Source organism: Brevundimonas sp. FV1ps31S, assembly GCF_058681265.1.
On sequence record NZ_CM178735.1, the window covers coordinates 1,408,494 to 1,426,752 of the forward strand.

21 protein-coding genes and 1 tRNA gene are annotated in these 18,259 nt (G+C 66.2%); 9 read left to right on the forward strand and 13 right to left on the reverse strand.

Annotation, left to right across the window (positions count from 1 at the left end):
* Positions 1-11 precede the first annotated feature (11 nt).
* A complete protein-coding gene (locus tag ACVPT3_RS06525) occupies positions 12-1,172 on the reverse strand; it encodes an AraC family transcriptional regulator (RefSeq protein WP_492043347.1) in 1,161 nt (386 codons plus the stop codon).
* Positions 1,173-1,347: 175 nt separating this feature from the next.
* Positions 1,348-2,274: a HEPN domain-containing protein gene (locus ACVPT3_RS06530; protein WP_492043348.1), complete on the reverse strand. Its 927-nt coding sequence runs from the start codon at positions 2,272-2,274 to the stop codon at positions 1,348-1,350.
* A 462-nt stretch (positions 2,275-2,736) separates the two neighbouring features.
* Here ACVPT3_RS06530 and ACVPT3_RS06535 point away from each other — a divergent pair, with 462 nt between their 5' ends.
* Genes ACVPT3_RS06535 through ACVPT3_RS06550 form a run of 4 tightly spaced genes read left to right on the forward strand, consistent with a single transcriptional unit; the run spans position 2,737 to position 4,073 of the window.
* The gene (locus ACVPT3_RS06535) at positions 2,737-3,192 is read left to right on the forward strand and encodes a sigma factor (protein WP_492043349.1); all 456 of its coding nucleotides are present in this window, start codon (positions 2,737-2,739) and stop codon (positions 3,190-3,192) included.
* Positions 3,189-3,464, forward strand: a complete 276-nt coding sequence (locus tag ACVPT3_RS06540; RefSeq protein ID WP_492043350.1) for a hypothetical protein — start codon at positions 3,189-3,191, stop codon at positions 3,462-3,464. The genes ACVPT3_RS06535 and ACVPT3_RS06540 overlap by 4 nt, the downstream gene beginning before the upstream one ends.
* Positions 3,457-3,651, forward strand: coding sequence for a hypothetical protein (locus tag ACVPT3_RS06545; RefSeq protein WP_492043351.1), 195 nt, complete (start codon positions 3,457-3,459; stop codon positions 3,649-3,651). The genes ACVPT3_RS06540 and ACVPT3_RS06545 overlap by 8 nt, the downstream gene beginning before the upstream one ends.
* Complete coding sequence (locus tag ACVPT3_RS06550; RefSeq protein ID WP_492043352.1) at positions 3,648-4,073, forward strand: helix-turn-helix transcriptional regulator; 426 nt, start codon at positions 3,648-3,650, stop codon at positions 4,071-4,073. The genes ACVPT3_RS06545 and ACVPT3_RS06550 overlap by 4 nt, the downstream gene beginning before the upstream one ends.
* A gap of 74 nt (positions 4,074-4,147) precedes the next feature.
* Here ACVPT3_RS06550 and ACVPT3_RS06555 read toward each other — a convergent pair whose 3' ends face one another.
* The 4 genes from ACVPT3_RS06555 to ACVPT3_RS06570 all read right to left on the reverse strand — a co-directional run bounded on the left by ACVPT3_RS06555 (position 4,148) and on the right by ACVPT3_RS06570 (position 7,876).
* Complete coding sequence (locus ACVPT3_RS06555; RefSeq protein WP_492043353.1) at positions 4,148-4,903, reverse strand: hypothetical protein; 756 nt, start codon at positions 4,901-4,903, stop codon at positions 4,148-4,150.
* Positions 4,897-5,907, reverse strand: coding sequence for a hypothetical protein (locus tag ACVPT3_RS06560; protein ID WP_492043354.1), 1,011 nt, complete (start codon positions 5,905-5,907; stop codon positions 4,897-4,899). The genes ACVPT3_RS06555 and ACVPT3_RS06560 overlap by 7 nt, the downstream gene beginning before the upstream one ends.
* Before the next feature lie 197 nt (positions 5,908-6,104).
* A complete protein-coding gene (locus tag ACVPT3_RS06565) occupies positions 6,105-6,299 on the reverse strand; it encodes a hypothetical protein (RefSeq protein ID WP_492043355.1) in 195 nt (64 codons plus the stop codon).
* Between the two features lie 47 nt (positions 6,300-6,346).
* On the reverse strand, positions 6,347-7,876 hold the full coding sequence (locus ACVPT3_RS06570; RefSeq protein ID WP_492043356.1) for a tyrosine-type recombinase/integrase: 1,530 nt from the start codon (positions 7,874-7,876) through the stop codon (positions 6,347-6,349).
* A 303-nt stretch (positions 7,877-8,179) separates the two neighbouring features.
* On the opposite strand from ACVPT3_RS06570, the gene ACVPT3_RS06575 reads away from it, so the two are divergent.
* Positions 8,180-8,680, forward strand: coding sequence for an oxidoreductase dimerization domain-containing protein (locus ACVPT3_RS06575; protein WP_492043357.1), 501 nt, complete (start codon positions 8,180-8,182; stop codon positions 8,678-8,680).
* A 247-nt stretch (positions 8,681-8,927) separates the two neighbouring features.
* On the opposite strand, the gene ACVPT3_RS06580 is transcribed toward ACVPT3_RS06575, so the two are convergent.
* Positions 8,928-9,003 (reverse strand) — tRNA-Thr (locus ACVPT3_RS06580).
* Positions 9,004-9,068: 65 nt separating this feature from the next.
* On the reverse strand, positions 9,069-9,509 hold the full coding sequence (locus ACVPT3_RS06585) for an HIT family protein (RefSeq protein ID WP_492043358.1): 441 nt from the start codon (positions 9,507-9,509) through the stop codon (positions 9,069-9,071).
* Between the two features lie 122 nt (positions 9,510-9,631).
* On the opposite strand from ACVPT3_RS06585, the gene ACVPT3_RS06590 reads away from it, so the two are divergent.
* On the forward strand, positions 9,632-9,988 hold the full coding sequence (locus tag ACVPT3_RS06590; RefSeq protein ID WP_492043359.1) for a phage holin family protein: 357 nt from the start codon (positions 9,632-9,634) through the stop codon (positions 9,986-9,988).
* On the opposite strand, the gene ACVPT3_RS06595 is transcribed toward ACVPT3_RS06590, so the two are convergent.
* Both ACVPT3_RS06595 and ACVPT3_RS06600 read right to left on the reverse strand, forming a co-directional pair.
* On the reverse strand, positions 9,985-11,073 hold the full coding sequence (locus ACVPT3_RS06595; protein ID WP_492043360.1) for an ABC transporter ATP-binding protein: 1,089 nt from the start codon (positions 11,071-11,073) through the stop codon (positions 9,985-9,987). The two genes, ACVPT3_RS06590 and ACVPT3_RS06595, sit on opposite strands and share 4 nt — an antisense overlap.
* A gap of 83 nt (positions 11,074-11,156) precedes the next feature.
* Entirely contained in the window at positions 11,157-11,801 is a 645-nt protein-coding gene (locus ACVPT3_RS06600) for a glutathione S-transferase family protein (RefSeq protein ID WP_492043361.1), read from the reverse strand.
* Between the two features lie 151 nt (positions 11,802-11,952).
* Between ACVPT3_RS06600 and ACVPT3_RS06605 the strand changes: the two genes are divergently transcribed.
* Positions 11,953-14,568 carry a TonB-dependent receptor plug domain-containing protein gene (locus tag ACVPT3_RS06605; protein WP_492043362.1) on the forward strand — a complete coding sequence of 872 codons (2,616 nt, stop codon included), beginning with the start codon at positions 11,953-11,955 and terminating at the stop codon, positions 14,566-14,568.
* A gap of 9 nt (positions 14,569-14,577) precedes the next feature.
* On the opposite strand, the gene ACVPT3_RS06610 is transcribed toward ACVPT3_RS06605, so the two are convergent.
* Positions 14,578-16,395: an ATP-binding protein gene (locus ACVPT3_RS06610; protein WP_492043363.1), complete on the reverse strand. Its 1,818-nt coding sequence runs from the start codon at positions 16,393-16,395 to the stop codon at positions 14,578-14,580.
* A gap of 122 nt (positions 16,396-16,517) precedes the next feature.
* On the opposite strand from ACVPT3_RS06610, the gene ACVPT3_RS06615 reads away from it, so the two are divergent.
* Positions 16,518-16,865, forward strand: a complete 348-nt coding sequence (locus tag ACVPT3_RS06615; protein ID WP_492043364.1) for an ArsC family reductase — start codon at positions 16,518-16,520, stop codon at positions 16,863-16,865.
* Between the two features lie 24 nt (positions 16,866-16,889).
* Here the strand turns inward: ACVPT3_RS06615 and ACVPT3_RS06620 are convergent, their stop codons facing one another.
* On the reverse strand, positions 16,890-17,129 hold the full coding sequence (locus ACVPT3_RS06620; RefSeq protein WP_492043365.1) for a DUF2188 domain-containing protein: 240 nt from the start codon (positions 17,127-17,129) through the stop codon (positions 16,890-16,892).
* A 20-nt stretch (positions 17,130-17,149) separates the two neighbouring features.
* Complete coding sequence (locus ACVPT3_RS06625) at positions 17,150-17,647, reverse strand: hypothetical protein (RefSeq protein ID WP_492043366.1); 498 nt, start codon at positions 17,645-17,647, stop codon at positions 17,150-17,152.
* A gap of 194 nt (positions 17,648-17,841) precedes the next feature.
* Here ACVPT3_RS06625 and ACVPT3_RS06630 point away from each other — a divergent pair, with 194 nt between their 5' ends.
* The gene (locus ACVPT3_RS06630; protein ID WP_492043367.1) at positions 17,842-18,255 is read left to right on the forward strand and encodes a hypothetical protein; all 414 of its coding nucleotides are present in this window, start codon (positions 17,842-17,844) and stop codon (positions 18,253-18,255) included.
* Positions 18,256-18,259: the final 4 nt, after the last annotated feature.

Consider the following 18,259-nt stretch of genomic DNA (forward strand, 5'->3'; position numbering starts at 1 on the left):
GATGTGCGGTCTCACGCATCCGCGCGCTTCAGATCGTCGTCGGGCGACACAAAAGCAGGATCTGAGACCTGCTGGCGGTATCGGGACGGCGGCATGCCATAGCGGGCCTGGAAGGCGCGGTTGAAACTGGCCTTGGAGGCGAAGCCCATCTCGAAGGCCAGGTCGAGTAGATCGGCGTCCGCGCGGGCCGCGAGCGCCTCAGCCACGCCCTCGGCCCTGAGACCGTTGACGAAGACAGAGAAGTTGACGCCGAGCCCGAGGTTGATCGCTCGGGACAGCCGCCCGCTGTTGGTGCCCAGACACCGGGCCAGACGTGGCAGGGTCAGTTCCGGCTCGCGCCACCAGCCTTCTGCACGGGTGCGGGCCGCGACGTCGGCGCCGATAGCGTACCAGTCAGGCACGACGCGCGCGGGCTCGTCGGCCATTGGCGGATCTTCATGGACGAGCGCCTCGGGGAGGCCGGCGTGGCGCCAGCCCGAAACCCCGAGATAAAGACCCAGGGCCCCGAGCGCGAAATACAGGCCGGTCTCCTGGAAATAGTCGATGCCGCCGGTCAGGGCGGACCAGAGCCAGAAGCCGGCCTCGACGAGAAGGCCGAAGACGATGGCGGCCCTCACTCGCCCGAGCCAACGCGCGGAGAACAGGTCGTCGTCGCTGCGGGCATCGGCCAACCGGCGTCGGTAGTCCCTGAGCACCCGGCCGATGGCCCAGGCGTAGGCGCCGAGGCTGGCCACGGCGAGCACGTCGAGAACGGGGCTCACCACCTCCCGGTGACTGCCCGTGTACCAGGACCATTTGACGTCCAGCGGCAGGAGGAAGCAGGCCCCGAAATAGATGAACTGCGCGAGCGGCGGGGCCATGTGCCAGACCATCTGGCGAGGCAGGCGGCTGGCCTCTAGGGCATGGGCATAGGCGTAGAGCAGAGGTCCCAGGGCGAGGGGGATGGCGAAGGGCGCGAAGGTCAGGCCGCGCCAGAGATCGTAGGCGCCCGCGAATCCGATGACGTAGGGGACCAGAAGCCCCGCAATGACCAGGAGGGCCGCAGCCAAAAGACGGTTGGCGGTCCGCCGTGTCGGGGCGGCGCCGACGGCAAGGGCGAGGACGGCGATCTGGACGGCCATTAGGCCGAGAAGCGCCGTTCGCCATCCGAAGTCGAGCTGAAAGGGAGCCATCACCGGAGGCTAGAAGCTGGGGCCGACGAGGGGAAGCCTTGCTCGCGCGACCGACGTTGGCGCAGTTATCGAAGCCCTAAATAGGCCAAGCCGAATGTCTGTAGCTGGGTAGCTGGTCGACGTCCGCTTGTGGCGCATTTGCGACGTTCAGCGGACGCTTTTTCGGTAGCAAGGCTCAGCTGGCGGCGTCGCGTCGCAGCGTCTCGATCCGAGCGCGGCAAGCGGCTCTAACAAGCTCTTCTAGGCGATGTGCTGCCGTAGACAGCCACGCCAAATCTTCGACCGAGAGATCGTAGTTGTCGGCATAGCGGGCTTCGACGTAGGCTCGCTTCAGCATCTCGAACCGTCGTCGATCAGCGCGCTGCTCGCGTGGCCACGCAGCGACGAGGGCTTGATCCATTGCTTCGGCCTGCGACCGGAGGAATTTGATATTGTGAGAACGCGGGAAGTAGAATGCGTGGACGAGAAGGAAGCAGGCGTAGGCCGTCTCAACTGCTTGGTGAAGTTGGAAAGCAGCGTTGCGCCGTCGACGAACATCCGCGCCATCGCCTAGCGCAGACACTGCATTCTCCAGCCAAAGCGAGACGTCACCTGATTTGAGTTCCAGATACTTTTCCGCCATCTCGACCGCTTCCTGCGGTGTGAGCGGCTTCGGCGTCGCGAAGGCATGGCCGGGGAGGGCGTAGAGTTCGACGCCGTCCTGGATGACGCTGGTCCAGAAATACTGGCCCTGGGTCAGGCCCTGGTTCACCTCGCCCATGGTGTGGACGATGATATTGACGATGCGGCCGATGGCCGGGTCGCGGGCGATCTTGTCCTCGGCGACGTACCAGTAGTGGGAGATGTCGGTCAGATTGGGGTGGCTGACGATCGCGAGGATGTCGAAGTCGGACTGATAGCCGGTCTCGGGCGCATCGACCCAGTCGTCGCGCGAATAGGAGCCGAAAAGGATCAGCTTGAGGATCTTGCCGTCGCGACGCCAGGACTGGGTCGGGCCGCCGCCGGCCTGGATGGCGCGGTCGAACTCGTCGAGCAGGATGGTCTTGATCCGCTCCAGCTCGCGCTGCTGGCGCTCGGGCAGATGGTCGAGGGCGTCCTTCATGATGATTCGAGTCTAGCACGGGATGGGGTTGACGGCAGCGCTTGGACCGGTCGTCGGGGGTGTGCTGCGACGAAAGGAATCAGGCGGAGGCGTCCGACCGGAAATGTGAGAACATGACTGTCGGCATGGCCGACGCCTTTGGCGCGGGGGGCGCTTGGACAGGGCGGCGGCAATCCGGTCGGACGGGGGCATTCTACGCTGGGTTCTTCGGGTCGCAACCCGGCCTCTTGTCAGGCGGGGATTTCTGGATGAGACTCCTGGTGCGTTCGTAGGGACGCCGAGGCGTGAGAACCTCGATTGAACTGTTCGACCTGATATTACGCTCCGGTGCTCGGGTGGCGTGCGCGTATGTCCAGGCCTTGCCCTTTGGGGCGAGGCTAAAGGCGCTCGCGCGTGTCTCAATCCACGTTCTCAACATCCGGCATCGGCCGGGTCCGCCTCTTTGCGAAAGGAGGCGGACCCGTGTCGGATCAGAGCCAGCGCATCGGAAGGCGAGACGGCCGGCTGGCCGGACTCTATCGCGATCACGGCGGCTGGCTGACCCGGTCCCTGCGCCGGCGCTTCGGCGAGGAGAGCGACGATATCGCGCACGAGACCTGGAAACGGATGGTCGCGGTCTATGGAGACGCCGCTGAGGTTCGCTCGCCTCGCGCGCTGCTGCTGACGATCGCGCGCCGTTGCGCGGCGGACCTGGGCCGCCGTCGGGCGCGGGGCGACGAGACCCGCAGCGGTCTCGATTGGGGCGATCAAGGCGCCGCCGCCGCGCAGGACGAGGCGCTTCTTCTGCAGCAGATCATCCTTGGGTTGCCAGAACCGCTGCGCGATGTGGCGGCGGTCGTGGACTGTTATCTCGCGCTGAGCGCCGGCCGCAGGGTGCGCCGCCCCAGCGACTGTCGACCGATCGGAGCCGGATCGTGACCGGTCCTTTGGACGGCGGCGCCTGCGCCTCGGAAGGCGAGGTTCTGCTGACCCGGGCGGAGGCGTCCGAACACCTGGCCCGGTTCGGGGTCCGGCTGAAACCCGCGACCCTGGCGCGCCTGTGGTCGACCGGCGGGGGAGGGCCGCCCTGCCGGCATATCCGCGCCAAACCCTTTTATCCCCGTGACCTGCTGGAGCAATGGGCCGCGTCCCAGATCACCGGGCTTCGCACAGCGGCGCCGGCGGCGGCGCAGGGGCGTCGTCGTGACTGAACCGCAAGGCCGACCGGCCTGGCCCACGGCCGAGACCGTCCTGGCCGATCCCGCTGCGAGCGAGGCCCTTAAGGCGGTCGTGCGCGAATGGGCGGGCCGCGACGTCGTCGATGCGGCCAATGACGCGGCGGTCCTGCAGGCGCTCTGCCAGGGCGCGGTGCTGGCGGCCCTGGGCGTCGGCCAATGACCGGGGACGGCCCGCGCGCGCCGGACGCGCCGGAGGATCGGTTTCTGAGCTGGCGCAGGGTTCAGGACATCACCGGGCTCAGCCGCACGACGGTCTGGCGGATGCGGCGGGCCGGCCGTTTTCCCAACCCTGTGCGGATCTCGGAGAACCGGGTGGGCTGGCGCGAGAGCGAACTGACCGCCTGGACGGAGGCGCGGACGAGGAAGGTCCCTTCTTCTGTGGCGGCGCGGGTGCTGAAGCCGGCGCGGGCGCCCAGGCTTCCGGGGCTCAACCGGGGCCGAACGCCGCCGCCCCCGGCGGCGCCGGTCGTCCCGGCCCTGCAAGCCTGCCTCGATCTGGCGGCGCCGAGCCCGGCGCCGCCGAAACCCAGGCGGAAACGGGCGAGGCATGTTTCGCCCGACCAAACAGACTTCGGGTTTTGAGACGTCTCATCCTCGCTCTTGTCCGGCCCCCGTTAGCCGCTCAACTTGTCGTTCGAGATGCGACGTCGGTCCGGTCAAACCGCGTAGGCATGCTTCAGACGGGCGACCGCATCTGCGCGGGACATCGCGACCTGGAATTGTCGGGGATCGAAGGCCTCGTCCGCCTCAAGGGCGTCGATGAAGCGGCGCATGTCCGCGCGGATGGTCTCCGGAAGGCTGTAGGCCGCCTCGACCGGGAGGACCTGCAGCATGCGGGCCACGTCGCGGCGATGTTTGGCGATGTCGGAGGCGTCCACACGGTCGCCCACTTCGCGGCGCCGGGTCAGGTCAAGCCAGGCTCTGGCCTTGAAGGGAATGAGACCCTCCTCACCCAGGACGGGCAGGCCGCCGATCGTCCGGACCATGCTCTTGAGCAGAGCATAATAGTCCTCATTCAGCAGAATGGCGGAGAGGCTGGCCGCGTCCTCGTCGATCGGTAGAGGCGTGAACCGACTATCGGGGCCGAGATCGAGACCATCGGGCTTGCGGGCGAAGAGCTCGATCATCGCCGGATAGCCTTCGGACGTCGGCTTGGCGAAACGATACAGGCAGCGTTCGCCCTGACTGCTTTGCCGGACCTCGTAGCCGCCCTTGGCGACGAAGGCGAGAAAGCGCTCCGAAAAGGCTGGATCGAGGGCTTCCACGATGAGGACGACGTCCATGTCCTTGGTGGCTCGGAAGGTCAGACCGACCTCGTCCATGATCTGTTCGCAGGCGGCGCCGCCGATGAGCACATACTGGTGCTCGTGTCCGACGAAATGATCGCGGAAACGGTCAACGCCGATCACCATGAGGGTTGCTCCAGAAGGCTTTGCGCAGCCTGTTGTATGCGCTCGTCGGAATTATCACGGACGCTCAGATAGAGCGAAAGCGGATCGACCAGGTCGCCGCGGCTCAGGATCGCCGGATCATAGGTCCAGGTTTCCACCTCGGTGCGGTTGTCGTCGAAATCATCCGCCGGTTCGAGGTTCAGGCGGCGCGCCGTGCGCTTCCACTGCGAGGCGGGCAGGGCGCGGCGCTCCACCCGGGGAGACGCAAGCATGGAGTAGCGGGCCAAGGCGCTCTCGCCCGCCGCCGGGGCCTCGTTCAATGGGAGATTCCCCCTGACGACCCGGACCTTGCGAACCGGGGACTGAAGCCGTTGCTCGACGGCGGTCCAAAGAGCCCGGCCGTCCTCGACGAACATGAGCCGGCGCTGGCGTCCGACCAAATGGGGTCGGCAAATGTTGAGCCCCTCCAGTTCGTCGAGGGCTCGGCTCATGCTCATCACGGCGGTTTCGTAGCGTTCGGCCAGGGCCGTCAGGCTTTCGTCATTGACGGGTTGATCGAGAAGACGGGCCAGGACCAGCACCTGGGCGGTCGGGGACAGGCCGTCAGCAGGCGCCCGATCTCTGGGACCGCTGGACCGCAGGTCGAAGAAGGCTTCGGGGATATAGATTTGGACGCCAGGCACGGCGAAGGCGATCCGCGCCTCGACGAGGCGGCGCCGGGTTTCGGCCGACAGGCTTGGCGCGACCAGAACGATCAGATCCGCACCGCTCTCGCGACGCACGAGACCTCGATGCTTTTCCAGCGACGCAAGATGGCCGACGGAGGCGTCGGTCAGGACCATGAACAGGGCAGGTCGGTCGAGGACTCGGCCTCGCCAGAACCGATAGCGATCGCCGATAAAGAAGGGGAGGGTTGCTGGGAGGACAGCGTCGTCCAGCGCCAGAGACGCGCCGAAGGCGTCGCTGGCGTAGGTTTCGAGGGCGCGGCCGAGCGGCCCTACGCAGGTCCAGTCTGTATCTAACATCGCAACTCTATTTCTAACATAAGTGATGTTAAGTTTCCACTTCAATGTTAAGTGGTGGTTGAACCCCCTCAGATTTGCCAGACGTCCGATTCCATGGAGACGCTGCGGAGCAGCGGGCATAGGCCAGTGCGACGTCCCGATCCCAGAACGTCGGGCCGCTCAGTCGACGGATAAGGGCATTTTGTCCGGCTCTCATCTCAAGCGGGCCGATCATTCACCGTCGGTGTGCTCCAATCGCTCTGCATGCCGGGAATATCCCGCATCTCAGATGCGCGGTAATCCTTATGGCTCTTCATTTGGTCGGTGAAACAATTGACGCCAAGCGTGCGCATCAGCGCGCGCGGGCCTGTGAGTTGATCCAGCGCGTGCGCGGGGTTTATCTCGATGACCAAGGAGACATCGAGGCGACGATCCTCGGACAGAAAAACGAGCCGGCCAGTCAGCCGAAGCCGTTGATCCAGGACTCAAGCTCGGACCAGTCGTTGCGACCGGCCAGGTCGAGGCCGACGTTCGCCAGCAGCTCCATATGGACCGGCGACATCGCGACCAGGCGGCTTGCCGCCAGGCAGATGGTCATGACCGCCTGCTGGGGCCGCCCTTCGGCGCACAGGGCGAGCGCGCGCTGTTTGGCGGCTTCCAGCGCGGCGTCACGCGCCGCGTCCGACATGGCCCCATCCGGTTCCTGGGAGGGCGCGTCCGTCGTTCCAGTGAGGTGCCCGGCCCATTTCCGAAGGGCGTCGCGCTTTTCCGCCATGTAGGTATAGCGGTCGTAAACGGCCGTGACCGCAGCGCCCTCCCTGGGCGTGTGCCCCAAAACCAGGCCGACGATGAAGCGCGTGACGCCATAGCGCCCCGTCAGAGTGGTCGCACCGGTCCGCCGCACGTCATGAGGAGACCGGAGGGGCAGATTGCGTCGCTCGAAGATGCGGGAAAAGGTTCGGGTGATCGCCTGTTCGTCGATGCATTGGTCCGCGACGCGCGGGGACGCGAACAGGAAGGGGCTGCGAGGATCGAGCGCCCAGGCCGCTTCGATCACCTCCAGAGCCTGCGAGCTCAACGGAACCACGTGCTGGTGATTGGCCTTGGCGCGTTCGGCCGGAATGACCCAGAGGCCGGCGTCGCGATCAAACTCCGCCTTTCGGGCGCCTGCGACTTCATTCCGGCGCGTGAGGGTGAGCATGAGGAGCTGGATCGCCAGCGCCATCACCGGTTCCGGTCGGGCGGCCAGTCCGACGTTGAGATAACCGGCCGGCCGCGGCTGAACGCCTTCTTTGGCGATCTCCCAAACCAACCGGAGGCCGGCGTCGTCCAGCATCCGGTCGCGGGAGACCAGGGCCAGCGGGCGAGCCAGACCGACAACGGGGTTGGCGTCGATTATCTCCTCCTGAACGCAGAAGGCCATCACGCTGTGCAGGAGGCCGCCGATGGACGCCGCGCTTGCGGCCGACAGGCGACGCTCGGTCACCAGCGTGCGCATGAAGGTCTTTACCTGCGCCCGTTTCAAATCCCGGGGCGCCGTGGCGCCGAGAGATGAGGCGATGTGGCGGTCCCATAGATGGCGCTCATTGGCGATCGTACGAGGGCGCTTGGGGCGTCGGCGTCCGCCGTGCAGTCCGAGCTCCGCCGCCGCCCAATAGGCTTCCGCCACCTCGTCCAGACGGTCTTGCGGCGGGGCGGGGCGTCGGGCGTCCGCGCGTCGGGCGACAGGATCGACGCCGCTGATGATCTCCAGTCGGAGCGCCATCGCCTTTTGCCGGGCGTCGGCGAGGGATATCTCCGGATAGTCCCCGAGGACTTCGCGACGGCGAGGGCCGCCCTTGACCGAAAAACGAACCTCGAACTGTCTCAGGCCGGACGGATAAACCCTCAGGCTCAGACCGCGGACGCCTGACACGCGACGCTCGAACCGGTCGGGGAGCGGCTTCAGGGCGGCGATCTGCCGGTCCGTGGTGATGAGTGGCGCTCGCATCGGTGCGACGTCCAAACCAAATCAAGGGACATCAACCTAGCACCAATGGGGGCAATATGGGGGCAGTTGGTGCAAGATTCGCTGCAAACGCCTGCACAGCGGTGAAACAACGAAAAGTCGTTAATTCAATCACTTGGGTGAATTTTGAAACGGGGTGAAAAGCAGTGAAACTGCTATCTGGGGCGATTTACACCGAGAGGGTCGGCGGTTCGAACCCGTCGCCGCCTACCATTCCCCTCATCGAGATCAGCCGTTCAGGCGAGCGACTATGCCGGGCTTTTCCCCATCACCGTCGACGACCAGTTGCGGACTACCGCCGAAGGGGTCTGGGCCCTCGGCGACTGCAACGGGCGCGGCGCCTTCACCCATACCGCCTACAATGACTTCGAGATCGTCGCCGCTAACCTCCTCGACGGCGAGCATCGCGTCGTCAGCCAGAGGCTGCCCGGCTACGCCCTCTTTATCGATCCGCCCCTGGGGCGGGTCGGGATGACGGACGCCGAAGCGCTTAAGAGCGGCCGCCGCCTTCTGTTTTCGAAGCGACCCATGAGCCGCGTCGGCCGCGCAGTCGAAAAGGGCGAGACCCAGGGCTTCATGAAGGTGGTGGCCGATGCCGATACGCGCCGCATCCTCGGCGCCGCTATCCTGGGCGTCGGCGGAGACGAGGCGATCCACGGTGTCCTAGATATGATGGCGGCCGATCAGACGATCGAGGCGCTACGTTGGGCGGTGCCCATCCATCCGACGGTTTCGGAGTTGATCCCGACCCTTTTGCAAGACCTGTCCGAGAGTATCGTGGACTGACCCCAGGGGCGACTGGATGTCCCTACGCGCCAAGTCGAAAAATTATCCCTTCGACTGATCCGGTTGAGTATTTGTTTGGCGATGAAGTCCTCGTCACCAAGGATCGTCGTGCCCGCTGAAGGCGTCGCGAGAGTCGGCGATTAGCCGTCTCTCCTGAGGCGTCCATGGCCGGGGAGAGTCTGCGAGAATTTTGAGATGGGCGGGGACCACCGAAAGCGGCGTGCGCCGCGACATCGTCATCGAAGAATGGTGCCGGTTGCAGGAATCGAACCCGCGACATCCAGTTTACAAAACTGGCGCTCTACCAACTGAGCTAAACCGGCCTCGCCACTCAGGACAGGCGCGCCTTATGCGGACGGATCGCCCCGTGCGCAAGACGGTTCGGCGCTTATGCGTCCAGTTCCGCCGCGATCCGTTCCGCCAGCGGCTGCAAGGCCGCGACCTCGGCCATGGGCGCATGGCCGTGCCCCTTCATCGGCCGGTCGGCCCAGCGGGGGATAATGTGGAAATGCAGGTGGAAGACGGTCTGGCCGCCGGCGTCGCCGTTGAACTGCATCACCGCGATCCCGTCGGGCTTCAGCGCCTTTTCGACCGCCAGGGCCGTGCGTTGCAGGGCGGCGGTCATCCGGGCCAGGATGTCCGGCTCGACCTCCAGCAGGTTCCGCGCCTGCGACTGTTTGGCGATGATCAGGACATGGCCTTCCGACTGGGGAAACACGTCCATGAAGGCCAGGATATGGTCGTCCTCCCACACCTTCACGCAGGGGATCTCGCTGCGCAGGATCTTGGCGAAGATATTGTCGGGGTCGTAATCGCCGTGAAGGCTCATGGCCGGTCTCCGTATCGTATCGCAGTCTGGATCAGCGCTGTGATTAGCAGCCGGGGCGGGCGAGGGGGAGCCTTTGCCGACATGTCGCGTTATGGTGACGCTTCCACCTCATCGAGGACAACATGATCCGTTTCATCATCCAGGCCGTCGTCACCATGGCCGGCCTGTGGCTGTCAGCCCAGGTCGTGCCGGGCGTCGATTTCACCAGCACCGGCTCGCTGATTGCGGCGGCCCTAATCCTGGGTCTGGTCAACGCCATCGTGCGACCGGTCATGGTGGTGCTGACCTTCCCGATCACGGTCGTCACCCTGGGCCTGTTCCTGCTCGTGGTGAACGCGGCCATGATCGGCCTGACCGCCATGTTCCTGAACGGTTTCGCCGTGGACGGCCTGTGGGCTGGAATCGGGGCGGCCATCGTCACCGGCGTGGTTAGCTGGATCGCCGGCGCCTTCATCGGCGGTGACGAAAAGCGCGGCTAAAGTCGGGAAAAGGCGCGACCTTCCGCGTCGAACAGATGGGCTTGGTCAGCAGGGACCTGCAGGGTCAGCGATTCGCCGACCCTGGCCGGAGCCCCGCCCGCCAGCTGCACCGTCAGGGTCTCTTGCGACGCCGTGTGTTTCAGATGGGCCATGGTCGTCGCCCCCAGGGGCTCGACGAACAGGACCTCGGCGGTCAGGGCGTCGCCTTCGGCCGACAGGTTCAGATGTTCGGGCCGGACGCCCAGGGTGATGCGGTCGCCGGCCTTGGCCGAGGCCGCATTCGCCGCCACGCGGATCGTCTCGCCCGCGGTGGTTCGCACGGTCGCTCCAGCGGCTGAGGCCGTGACCACCTCGCCCGCCAGCAGGTTCATGCGCGGACTGCCGATGAAGCCCGCGACGAACAGATTGGCCGGACGCTGGTACAGGTCCATCGGCGCCCCGACCTGTTCGATGCGGCCGCCGTTCAGCACCACAATCCGGTCGGCCAGGGTCATGGCCTCGACCTGATCGTGGGTCACATAGATCATGGTCGTCTTCAGCTCGGCGTGCAGGCGCGCGAACTCGTAGCGCATCCGCACCCGCAGGGCGGCGTCCAGATTGGACAGGGGCTCGTCGAACAGGAAGACGTCGGGTTCGCGCACGATGGCGCGACCGATGGCGACGCGCTGGCGCTGACCGCCGGACATGGCCTTGGGTTTGCGGTCCAGATAGTCGGTGATGCTCAGGGCCTCGGCGGCGGCGCGCACGCGGCGGTCGATCTCGCCCTTGTCCGTCTTGGCCAGTTTCAGGCCGAAGGCCATGTTTTCATAGGCCGTCATATGCGGGTACAGGGCGTAGGACTGGAACACCATGGCGATGCCCCGGTCGGACGGCGACAGGTCGTTGACCACGCGGTCGCCGATCAAGACTTCGCCCGTCGTCGCCTCTTCCAGCCCGGCGATGGTGCGCAGCAGGGTCGACTTGCCGCAGCCGGACGGGCCGACGAAGACCACGAACTCGCCGTCGGCGATCTCCAGATCGACGCCCTTCAGCACCTCAACGGCGCCGAACGCCTTCTTCACGTCGACCAGACGGACGTTCGCCATGCTTCTTCCCTGAACCGCTTCTGTTTTGGCTACCGTAACCGGTTACATCGGCGGATCAATGGCGCGAGACGTCTCAGTCGCGATCAATCCCGATCCGGCGCGCCCAGCGGAAAATAGTGGCGATACTTCCGCGCCTCGTCCACGCAGCGGGCGAAGGATGGCCGCGCAAGCAGCCGGGCCCGATAGGCCTTCAGCGCCTCGAATCGTTCGGGAATGGCGTGCGTCCAGTCGGCGTAGAATAGTGCCGGCGCCGCTGCGCAATCCGCCAGAGTGAAGCCGTGATCGGTCGCCCACTCCCTGCCTGCCAGCCTCTGGTCCAGCCAGGCATAGGTCGTGTCGAGCATCTTGCGGGCCTCCTTGACGCCATAAGGATCGCGATCGGCCTCGGGGCGCAGAATGTCGAAGATGAACTTCTGCTGCGGCGTGTTGATGTAGTTGTCGAACACCCGATCCATCATCCGAACCTCGACGGCGGCGAGGGGATCGCTGGGGATAAGTCGGCCCGCGCCGGGTCGCGCATCAATGTATTCCACGATGCTGGTCGCCTCGACGATCGTGGTCCCGCCGTCCGTCAGGATTGGAAACCGCTTCATCGGCCACAGCACCGCCAACTCGGCCATGGCGCCGGGCTCTTCCAAATGGCGGTATTCGAACGTGGCGTCTGTCTCATAGAGCGCCGTCAGCGCCTTCTGACAGTAGGAGGAGAACGGGTGGGCATAGAGCTTCATCGAACTTCATCTCCCTGGTTATTTTTTCTAACCGTCCATCCGCGATGGCGACCTGTCAATCCATCTTCAATTTTGCAAAGTTGCAAAAATTGGCTTTCGCAGAACGGCGACGCTGGATAGAAGCCCGCGATCAATGGCGGGGAGTATCGAGATGACCAGGCGTTCAATCCTGATGGCGACAACGGTCGCCTGGCTGGCGGCGGCTGCGGCGGCCCAGGCCCAGGTCGCGACCCCGGTGGACGACATCGTCGTCACCGGTTCTCGCATCGCAGGCGGCGACCGCGTCGCTCCTGTGGAGACGGTCGGCCGGGACGCCATCGCCACCGCCGGGATCGCCGATGCTTCGCAACTGGTGCGCCTGGTGACCGCCAACTCCGGTTCCGAGGCCCAGGTGGACCAGCTGAACCAGCCCCAGAGTTCCGGCACGGCCCAGTTCAACCTGCGCAATCTCGGCCTAGGCTCGACACTGGTCCTGGTCGACGGCCAGCGCTGGACCACCAGCGCCGTGGTCGCCACCGACGGCTCCGCCTTCGTCGACATCAATTCGCTGGTCCCCATGATCGCCCTTGAGCGGGTCGAGGTGGTCAAGGACGGCGCCTCGGCCGTCTATGGTTCGGATGCGGTGGCGGGCGTGGTCAACTTCATCACCCGTCATGATGTCGGCCGGCCGGAGATTCGCGCGAAATACGCCGTCGCGGACGGCTCGGAAGAGAGCGTGATCTCGGCTATCGGCGGCTTCACCCTTCTGGGCGGCGACCTGACCCTGGCGGCCTCGCATTTCCACCGTTCGGCCCTCGGGTCGGACGAGCGCGACTTCACCCAGGCCGAACGCTATGACCGCGCCGCCTGGACCGCCGTGACCAGCTACGGCCAGCCCGGATCCTATTTCCGGCCCAGCACGGGCGCCTATGCGCCCGACCCCGACTGCGACGATCCAGCCTTCGGCGCCGCCTATCGCAACGGCCCGACCGACGCCTTCTGCCGGCTCGACTATTCCGACTTCTTCGACCTGACGCCGGAAGAGACGCGGACCCAGCTCTTCGCCGACTATCGCCGCCCGGTCGGCGACATGAGCCTGTCGCTCCAGGCCGCCTATTCCTCGACCTGGACCCAGGCGCGGCTGACCCCGTCCTTGCCGATCCTGGCGCAGGCCCTGACGGTTCCCGCCTCCCACCCCGACAATCCGTTCGGTGAGGACGTCCTGTTCCGCGGCCGTCTGCTGGGCGCCGAGAGCGGCGCGCTGGAATCCCGGTTCGACTACGACACCTGGCGACTGGCGGCCGGGCTGGACGGCGCCTTCGCCAGCGGCTGGACCTGGACCCTGTCCGCGACCGCCAGCCGCCAGCACGTCGCCTATGACAAGGCCGACGTGATCGGCAGAGCGCTTCAGAACGCCCTGAACGGCCTGGGCGGCGCCGGCTGCGATGCGGAGACCGGCACGCCGGGCGTCGGCGCCTGCCAGTATTTCAACCCGTTCGGCAGCGCCTATCTGGGGACCGGAACGGCCAACAGCCCGGACCTGATCGACAGCCTGATCGGCGACGTCGGTCTGCGCGGCGCGGCGGGGCTGACGACGGTTGACGCCTCGACCAGCGGTCAGGCCTTCGCCTGGACAGGCGGCGCGATCGACGTCGCCCTCGGCGCGCAATATCGCCGCTCGACCTTCCGCCATGACTGGAGCGATCTGGTCAACGCCGGCGACCTTCTGACCGCCGGCTATTCCCCGGACTTCGAGGGCGATCAGCAGGCCCTGGCCGCCTTCGCCGAGGCGCGCCTGTATCTGGGCGACCGGATCGAGGCGCAGCTGGCCGGCCGCTACGAGACCTACGACGGCGGGGAGGGCCGTTTCAGCCCCAAGATCGCCGTCCGCTGGGACGTGACCGACGCCGTGGCCCTGCGCGGCTCCTGGGGGCAGGGCTTCCGCGCGCCTTCCGTCTACGCCCAGGCCGGCGCCCAGGCTTCGCAGCCGTCCGTCTTCGACCGGGGCGCCTTCGTCTTCGTCAACACCCTGACCTCGGGCGATGCCGATCTGAAGCCCGAACGGTCCGAAAACCTCGCTTTCGGCGCCTTGTGGCGGCCCCTGGAGGGGCTGGAGTTGGGCCTCGACGCCTGGCGCTTCGACTATACGGACCAGGTCGTCAAGGAATCGGCCCAGGCGATCATCGACCAGGCAGCGGCCGACGATGCGGCGGGCCTGACCGGGACGGAGGCGCAAGGCCGCATCACCCGGGCCTCGAACGGCGCCCTGACCTTCGTGCAACTATATTTCCTCAACGCCTCGTCCATCGAGACCCAGGGGCTGGACCTGTCGGCCCGCTACGGCCGCGACCTTTGGGGCGGCCGGGCGACGGCGTCGGCGACCTGGACCTATGTCGATCGCTACGACATCCGCCTGAACGCCTCGGCGGCCGAGGTGTCGGGGGTCGGCTCGACCAATCTGAACAATATCGGCCGGTCGCTGCCGCGCGATCGCGGCGAGTTCGCCCTGGGCTGGAGCGGCGGACCGCACGCCGTCACCGCCCTGGTCCACTACACCCGCGGCTACGCCAACGACCGCAGCGGGATCACCGACGCGACCATCGCCAGCCAGACGACGGTGGACCTGCTCTACAGTCGCGCGGTCGGCGCGGCTCTCGACCTGTCGCTGGGCGTCGTTAATCTCGCCGACAAGGCGCCGCCGCTGGCCCAGTTCGCGCTCGGCTACGACCCTGTCGTGGCCGATCCGCGCGGGCGGGTGGTCAGCGTGGGGCTGAAGAAGCGGTTCTGAGCCGGCAGTTCAGGCCGCCATGGGCCGGGCCGGGGGCAGGGCGGCGGTGATGGCCTCGATCAGGGCGTGGATTTCCAGCGGCTTGGCGACGAAACCGTCCAGCCCTGCCTCTAGACCCTGCTGCCGCACGGCTGCGGATACGTCGCCCGACAGCAGCACCAGCGGCGTGCGGCGCCCCGGCGCCTCTTCTGCGCGGATGCGCCGTGCGGCCTCGAACCCATCGCAGACCGGCATTCGCAGATCCAGCAGCACCAGGTCGTAATCGCCGTCCCGCCAGGCGGCCACCGCCTGCTCGCCGTCGGCCACCACGGTGGCGGCCATGCCCAGGTTCGGCAGGATGGCCGACAGCACCTGCCGGTTCACCGCATTGTCGTCGGCCGCCAGGATCTGCAGGTTGGCCAGGCTGGACAGGCTGTCCCCCTCGGTCGCCGCCTTCGGCTTGCCGCGCGCCAGAGGAAGCTCGACGGTGAAGCACGAGCCCTGGCCGGGCTCGCTCGCCACTGTGATGTCGCCGCCCATCATCCGCGCCAGCGAGCGCGAGATCGACAGGCCCAGGCCGGTCCCGCCATGGGTGTGCGACGTTTCCGCACTGGCCTGCACATAGGGTGAGAACAGACGGCTCAGGGTGTCGGCGTCCATGCCGACGCCGCTGTCGCGCACCGCGATCCGCAGACCGCCTGCGCTTGGTTTGCCAGGGTTCAATGCTTCGACGAACAGCAGCACCTCCCCCGTGTCGGTGAATTTCACCGCATTGGAGATCAGATTGGCCAGGATTTGACTGATACGCACCTTGTCCCCGATCCAGTCGCCCGCCGCCTCGGGCGCCACCTCGATCCGCAGCGCGACACCTTTCCTGGACGCCACCTCGCCGAACGCCGCCTTCATCCGCGCGAGCAGTCGCGTCAGGTCGAAATCGGCTTCCGAAAGCTCAAGCCGGCCCGCATCGATCTTGGAGGCGTCCAACAGATCGTTCAGCAGGGCCGTCAGCGTCTCGCCGGATTCCAGCGCCACCTCCAGCCTTTGCTTTTGCGCGGCCGGGATCGGCTCGCTGGCCATGACCTGCAACATGCCCAACATACCGTTCAGTGGCGTCCGGATCTCGTGACTGACGATGGCCAGGGTTTGGGCCTTGCTGCGGGCGTAGGCCAGGGCTTCGCGCTCGCGTCGCGCCGAGGCGCGCACAGCCCAGACCGCCAGGCCGCCGCCGAAGCCCAGCGCGGCCAGGCCGACCCCGACGATCGCCGCCCGCGCGGTGGCATAGGCGGCGTTGCGGTTGTCCTCGCGTTCAACCGTTAACAGGGCCTCTTCCTCGCGAAGATCGTCCAACAGGCGGCGCAGATCCTCCATCGCCAGCCGGCCGCGCTCGGCCAGGGCCGGATCTGCGACATGGGCCTGTGGCCGCGACAGTTGCGGTCCTGCATAGATCGATCGCCAGCGGTTCATGGCGTGGCGTAGTTCGTCCAGACGGGCGATCTGCGAGGGATTGTCGCGGGTCAGCTGCGACAGGATCAGCAATTCGTCGGCGAACTGCTGCTGGCCGGCCATATACGGCTGCAGAAAGGCGCGATCGCCGCCGCTTTCGGCATAGCCCCGGACGCCGGTCTCCTGGTCCAATGTGGCGGTCAGCAGATCAGCTGCAGCCCTCTCGACCGCCGCCGTATGCTTGAGCGAACGGTCGGCGGCTTCGATCGTGGCCAGATTGTCGTTCACCACGACGACCATGGCCGTCATCATCGCGGCCATGGTCGCCAGCATCAAGACGGCGGAGCGCGCCGCTCGGGTCTGGATGGCCCCGTGAAGACGTCTGAAAAGGGCGGAGACAGTCATGTACGGAACCGGATATTGTAGGTCTGTTGGGTCCTAGGCCTGCCCGATGAACATTGTGTTTCCAGCCTTGTCAGGATGTTTGTCTATCGGCACAGCAAGCGCTCCTCTGGAAAGGACCGCAAATGACCGCCACCCTTTACGGCATCCCCAACTGCGACACGGTCAAGAAGGCGCGGGTCTGGCTTGACCAGCACGGCGTCGCCTACGCCTTCCACGACTACAAGAAGGCCGGCGTCGACGCCGACCGCTTGGTACGATGGGTTGATGAATACGGCTGGGAGACGATCCTGAACCGCGCAGGGACCACCTTCAGGAAACTGCCTGAGCAGGACAGGTCGGACCTTGACCGCGACAGGGTGATCGGCCTGATGCTCGCTCAGCCGTCTATGATCAAGCGGCCCGTGCTGGACCTCGGCGACCGTCGCCTGGTCGGCTTCAAGCCAGATGACTACGCCGCCGCCTTCGCCTGAGACCGGCCGCCGCCGGCCGCGTCTTCAATCTTCGACGTCCGTCATCGGTCGATCGTGCCCGTCGGCGTTTTCTGTCACCCAGCGGCCGTCGGCGGTCTCGTATTCGATGGCCGCGTTTTCGTCAGGGACTTTCTGCTCGCGCGCGGCGCGGACGGCGGCCGCCTTGGCGTCGTCGTGGGTGGCGAAGGTTTCGGAATAGGTGCCCCCGGACGTGTACGCCCAGCCGCCGTCGTGTTCGACGATGCGATAGGTGACATGGGCCATGATGGGATATCCTTTCAGCTTCAGGCCGCCACCGTAGCCCGAACCGGCCGCCTCAGGAACAGCAGCTGTAGCGTCACCCCCACGATCAGGATGACGACCAGCGATAGCTGAAAGGCTACGACCAGCGGCGCCTGCGGGCTCTCGGCGATCGGACGTCCGGCAGGCAGGCGCGTCAGGGTTTCGGTCACGCTGGGCAGGAACAGGGTGAAGACGGCGGTGCTCAGCGCCGTCGTCTCGATCCACCACCGTTGCTTCGCCAGGGGTTTCACGAAACCGATGGTCGCGCCGACGATCAGCGATCCCACGCTCAGGATCGAAATGGCGACGCCGGGCGGATCCTTGATCACCATCACGCCAGACAAGGCCCCGACGAACATGAAGGCCAGAAACGCCTTGCCGAGCGCCGTTTGCGGCGGGATGCGCCCGTAACGGATCAGCAGATAGAGCGCCAGAGGCACAGCCGGCAGGCTCGCCAGCGTGTGGAACCAGCCGAGGGCGGAAAGTTGTGGAAGCAGCATCGCGACCTCGCGTGAAGGAACAGGGACACCTAAGCCAGCGAACTGGTCGCCACGGTCGCGCCTGTGCGGCCCTCTGTCGAGTCCGGATCGCACTGTTCGACAAATATTGATCGATGGCGCATCCAGCAGACGGATCGGCGACGACTATCCTCTGAAAGCACGGGGCGATGGTCGTTCCGAAGGGGAGATGAAAGATGGAAAGTCTGTTTCGTGATTTCTGGTGGCTGCTGTTTCCGCTGGCGTGGATCGTCGGCGGCGGGCTGAGCGGCTTCTTCCGATATCGGGGGCAGAAGGCGACCCTGGACCTGATCCGGACCTATGCGGAGCGCGGTCAGGAGCCGCCGCAGGCGCTGCTCGACATGGTCCAGCGTCCGTCTGAAGAGGTCGATTTCTGGGATACGCGCGGATCCAGCCGTCCCCAGGGCAGCGGCCATTACTGGTCCCTGTTCGGTCTGTTCTCCGTCCTGGCCGCCGGCTTCGCCTTCGCCGGCGTCGTGCTGAAGATGGACGGCGACAGCGGCGCTTTTCTGGTGGTGGCCTTCACCATGGCGGCCGTGGCGGTCTGGTCTCTGATCTCGGCGGTGGTGCAGCAAAGGACCCCGCGCTGAACCG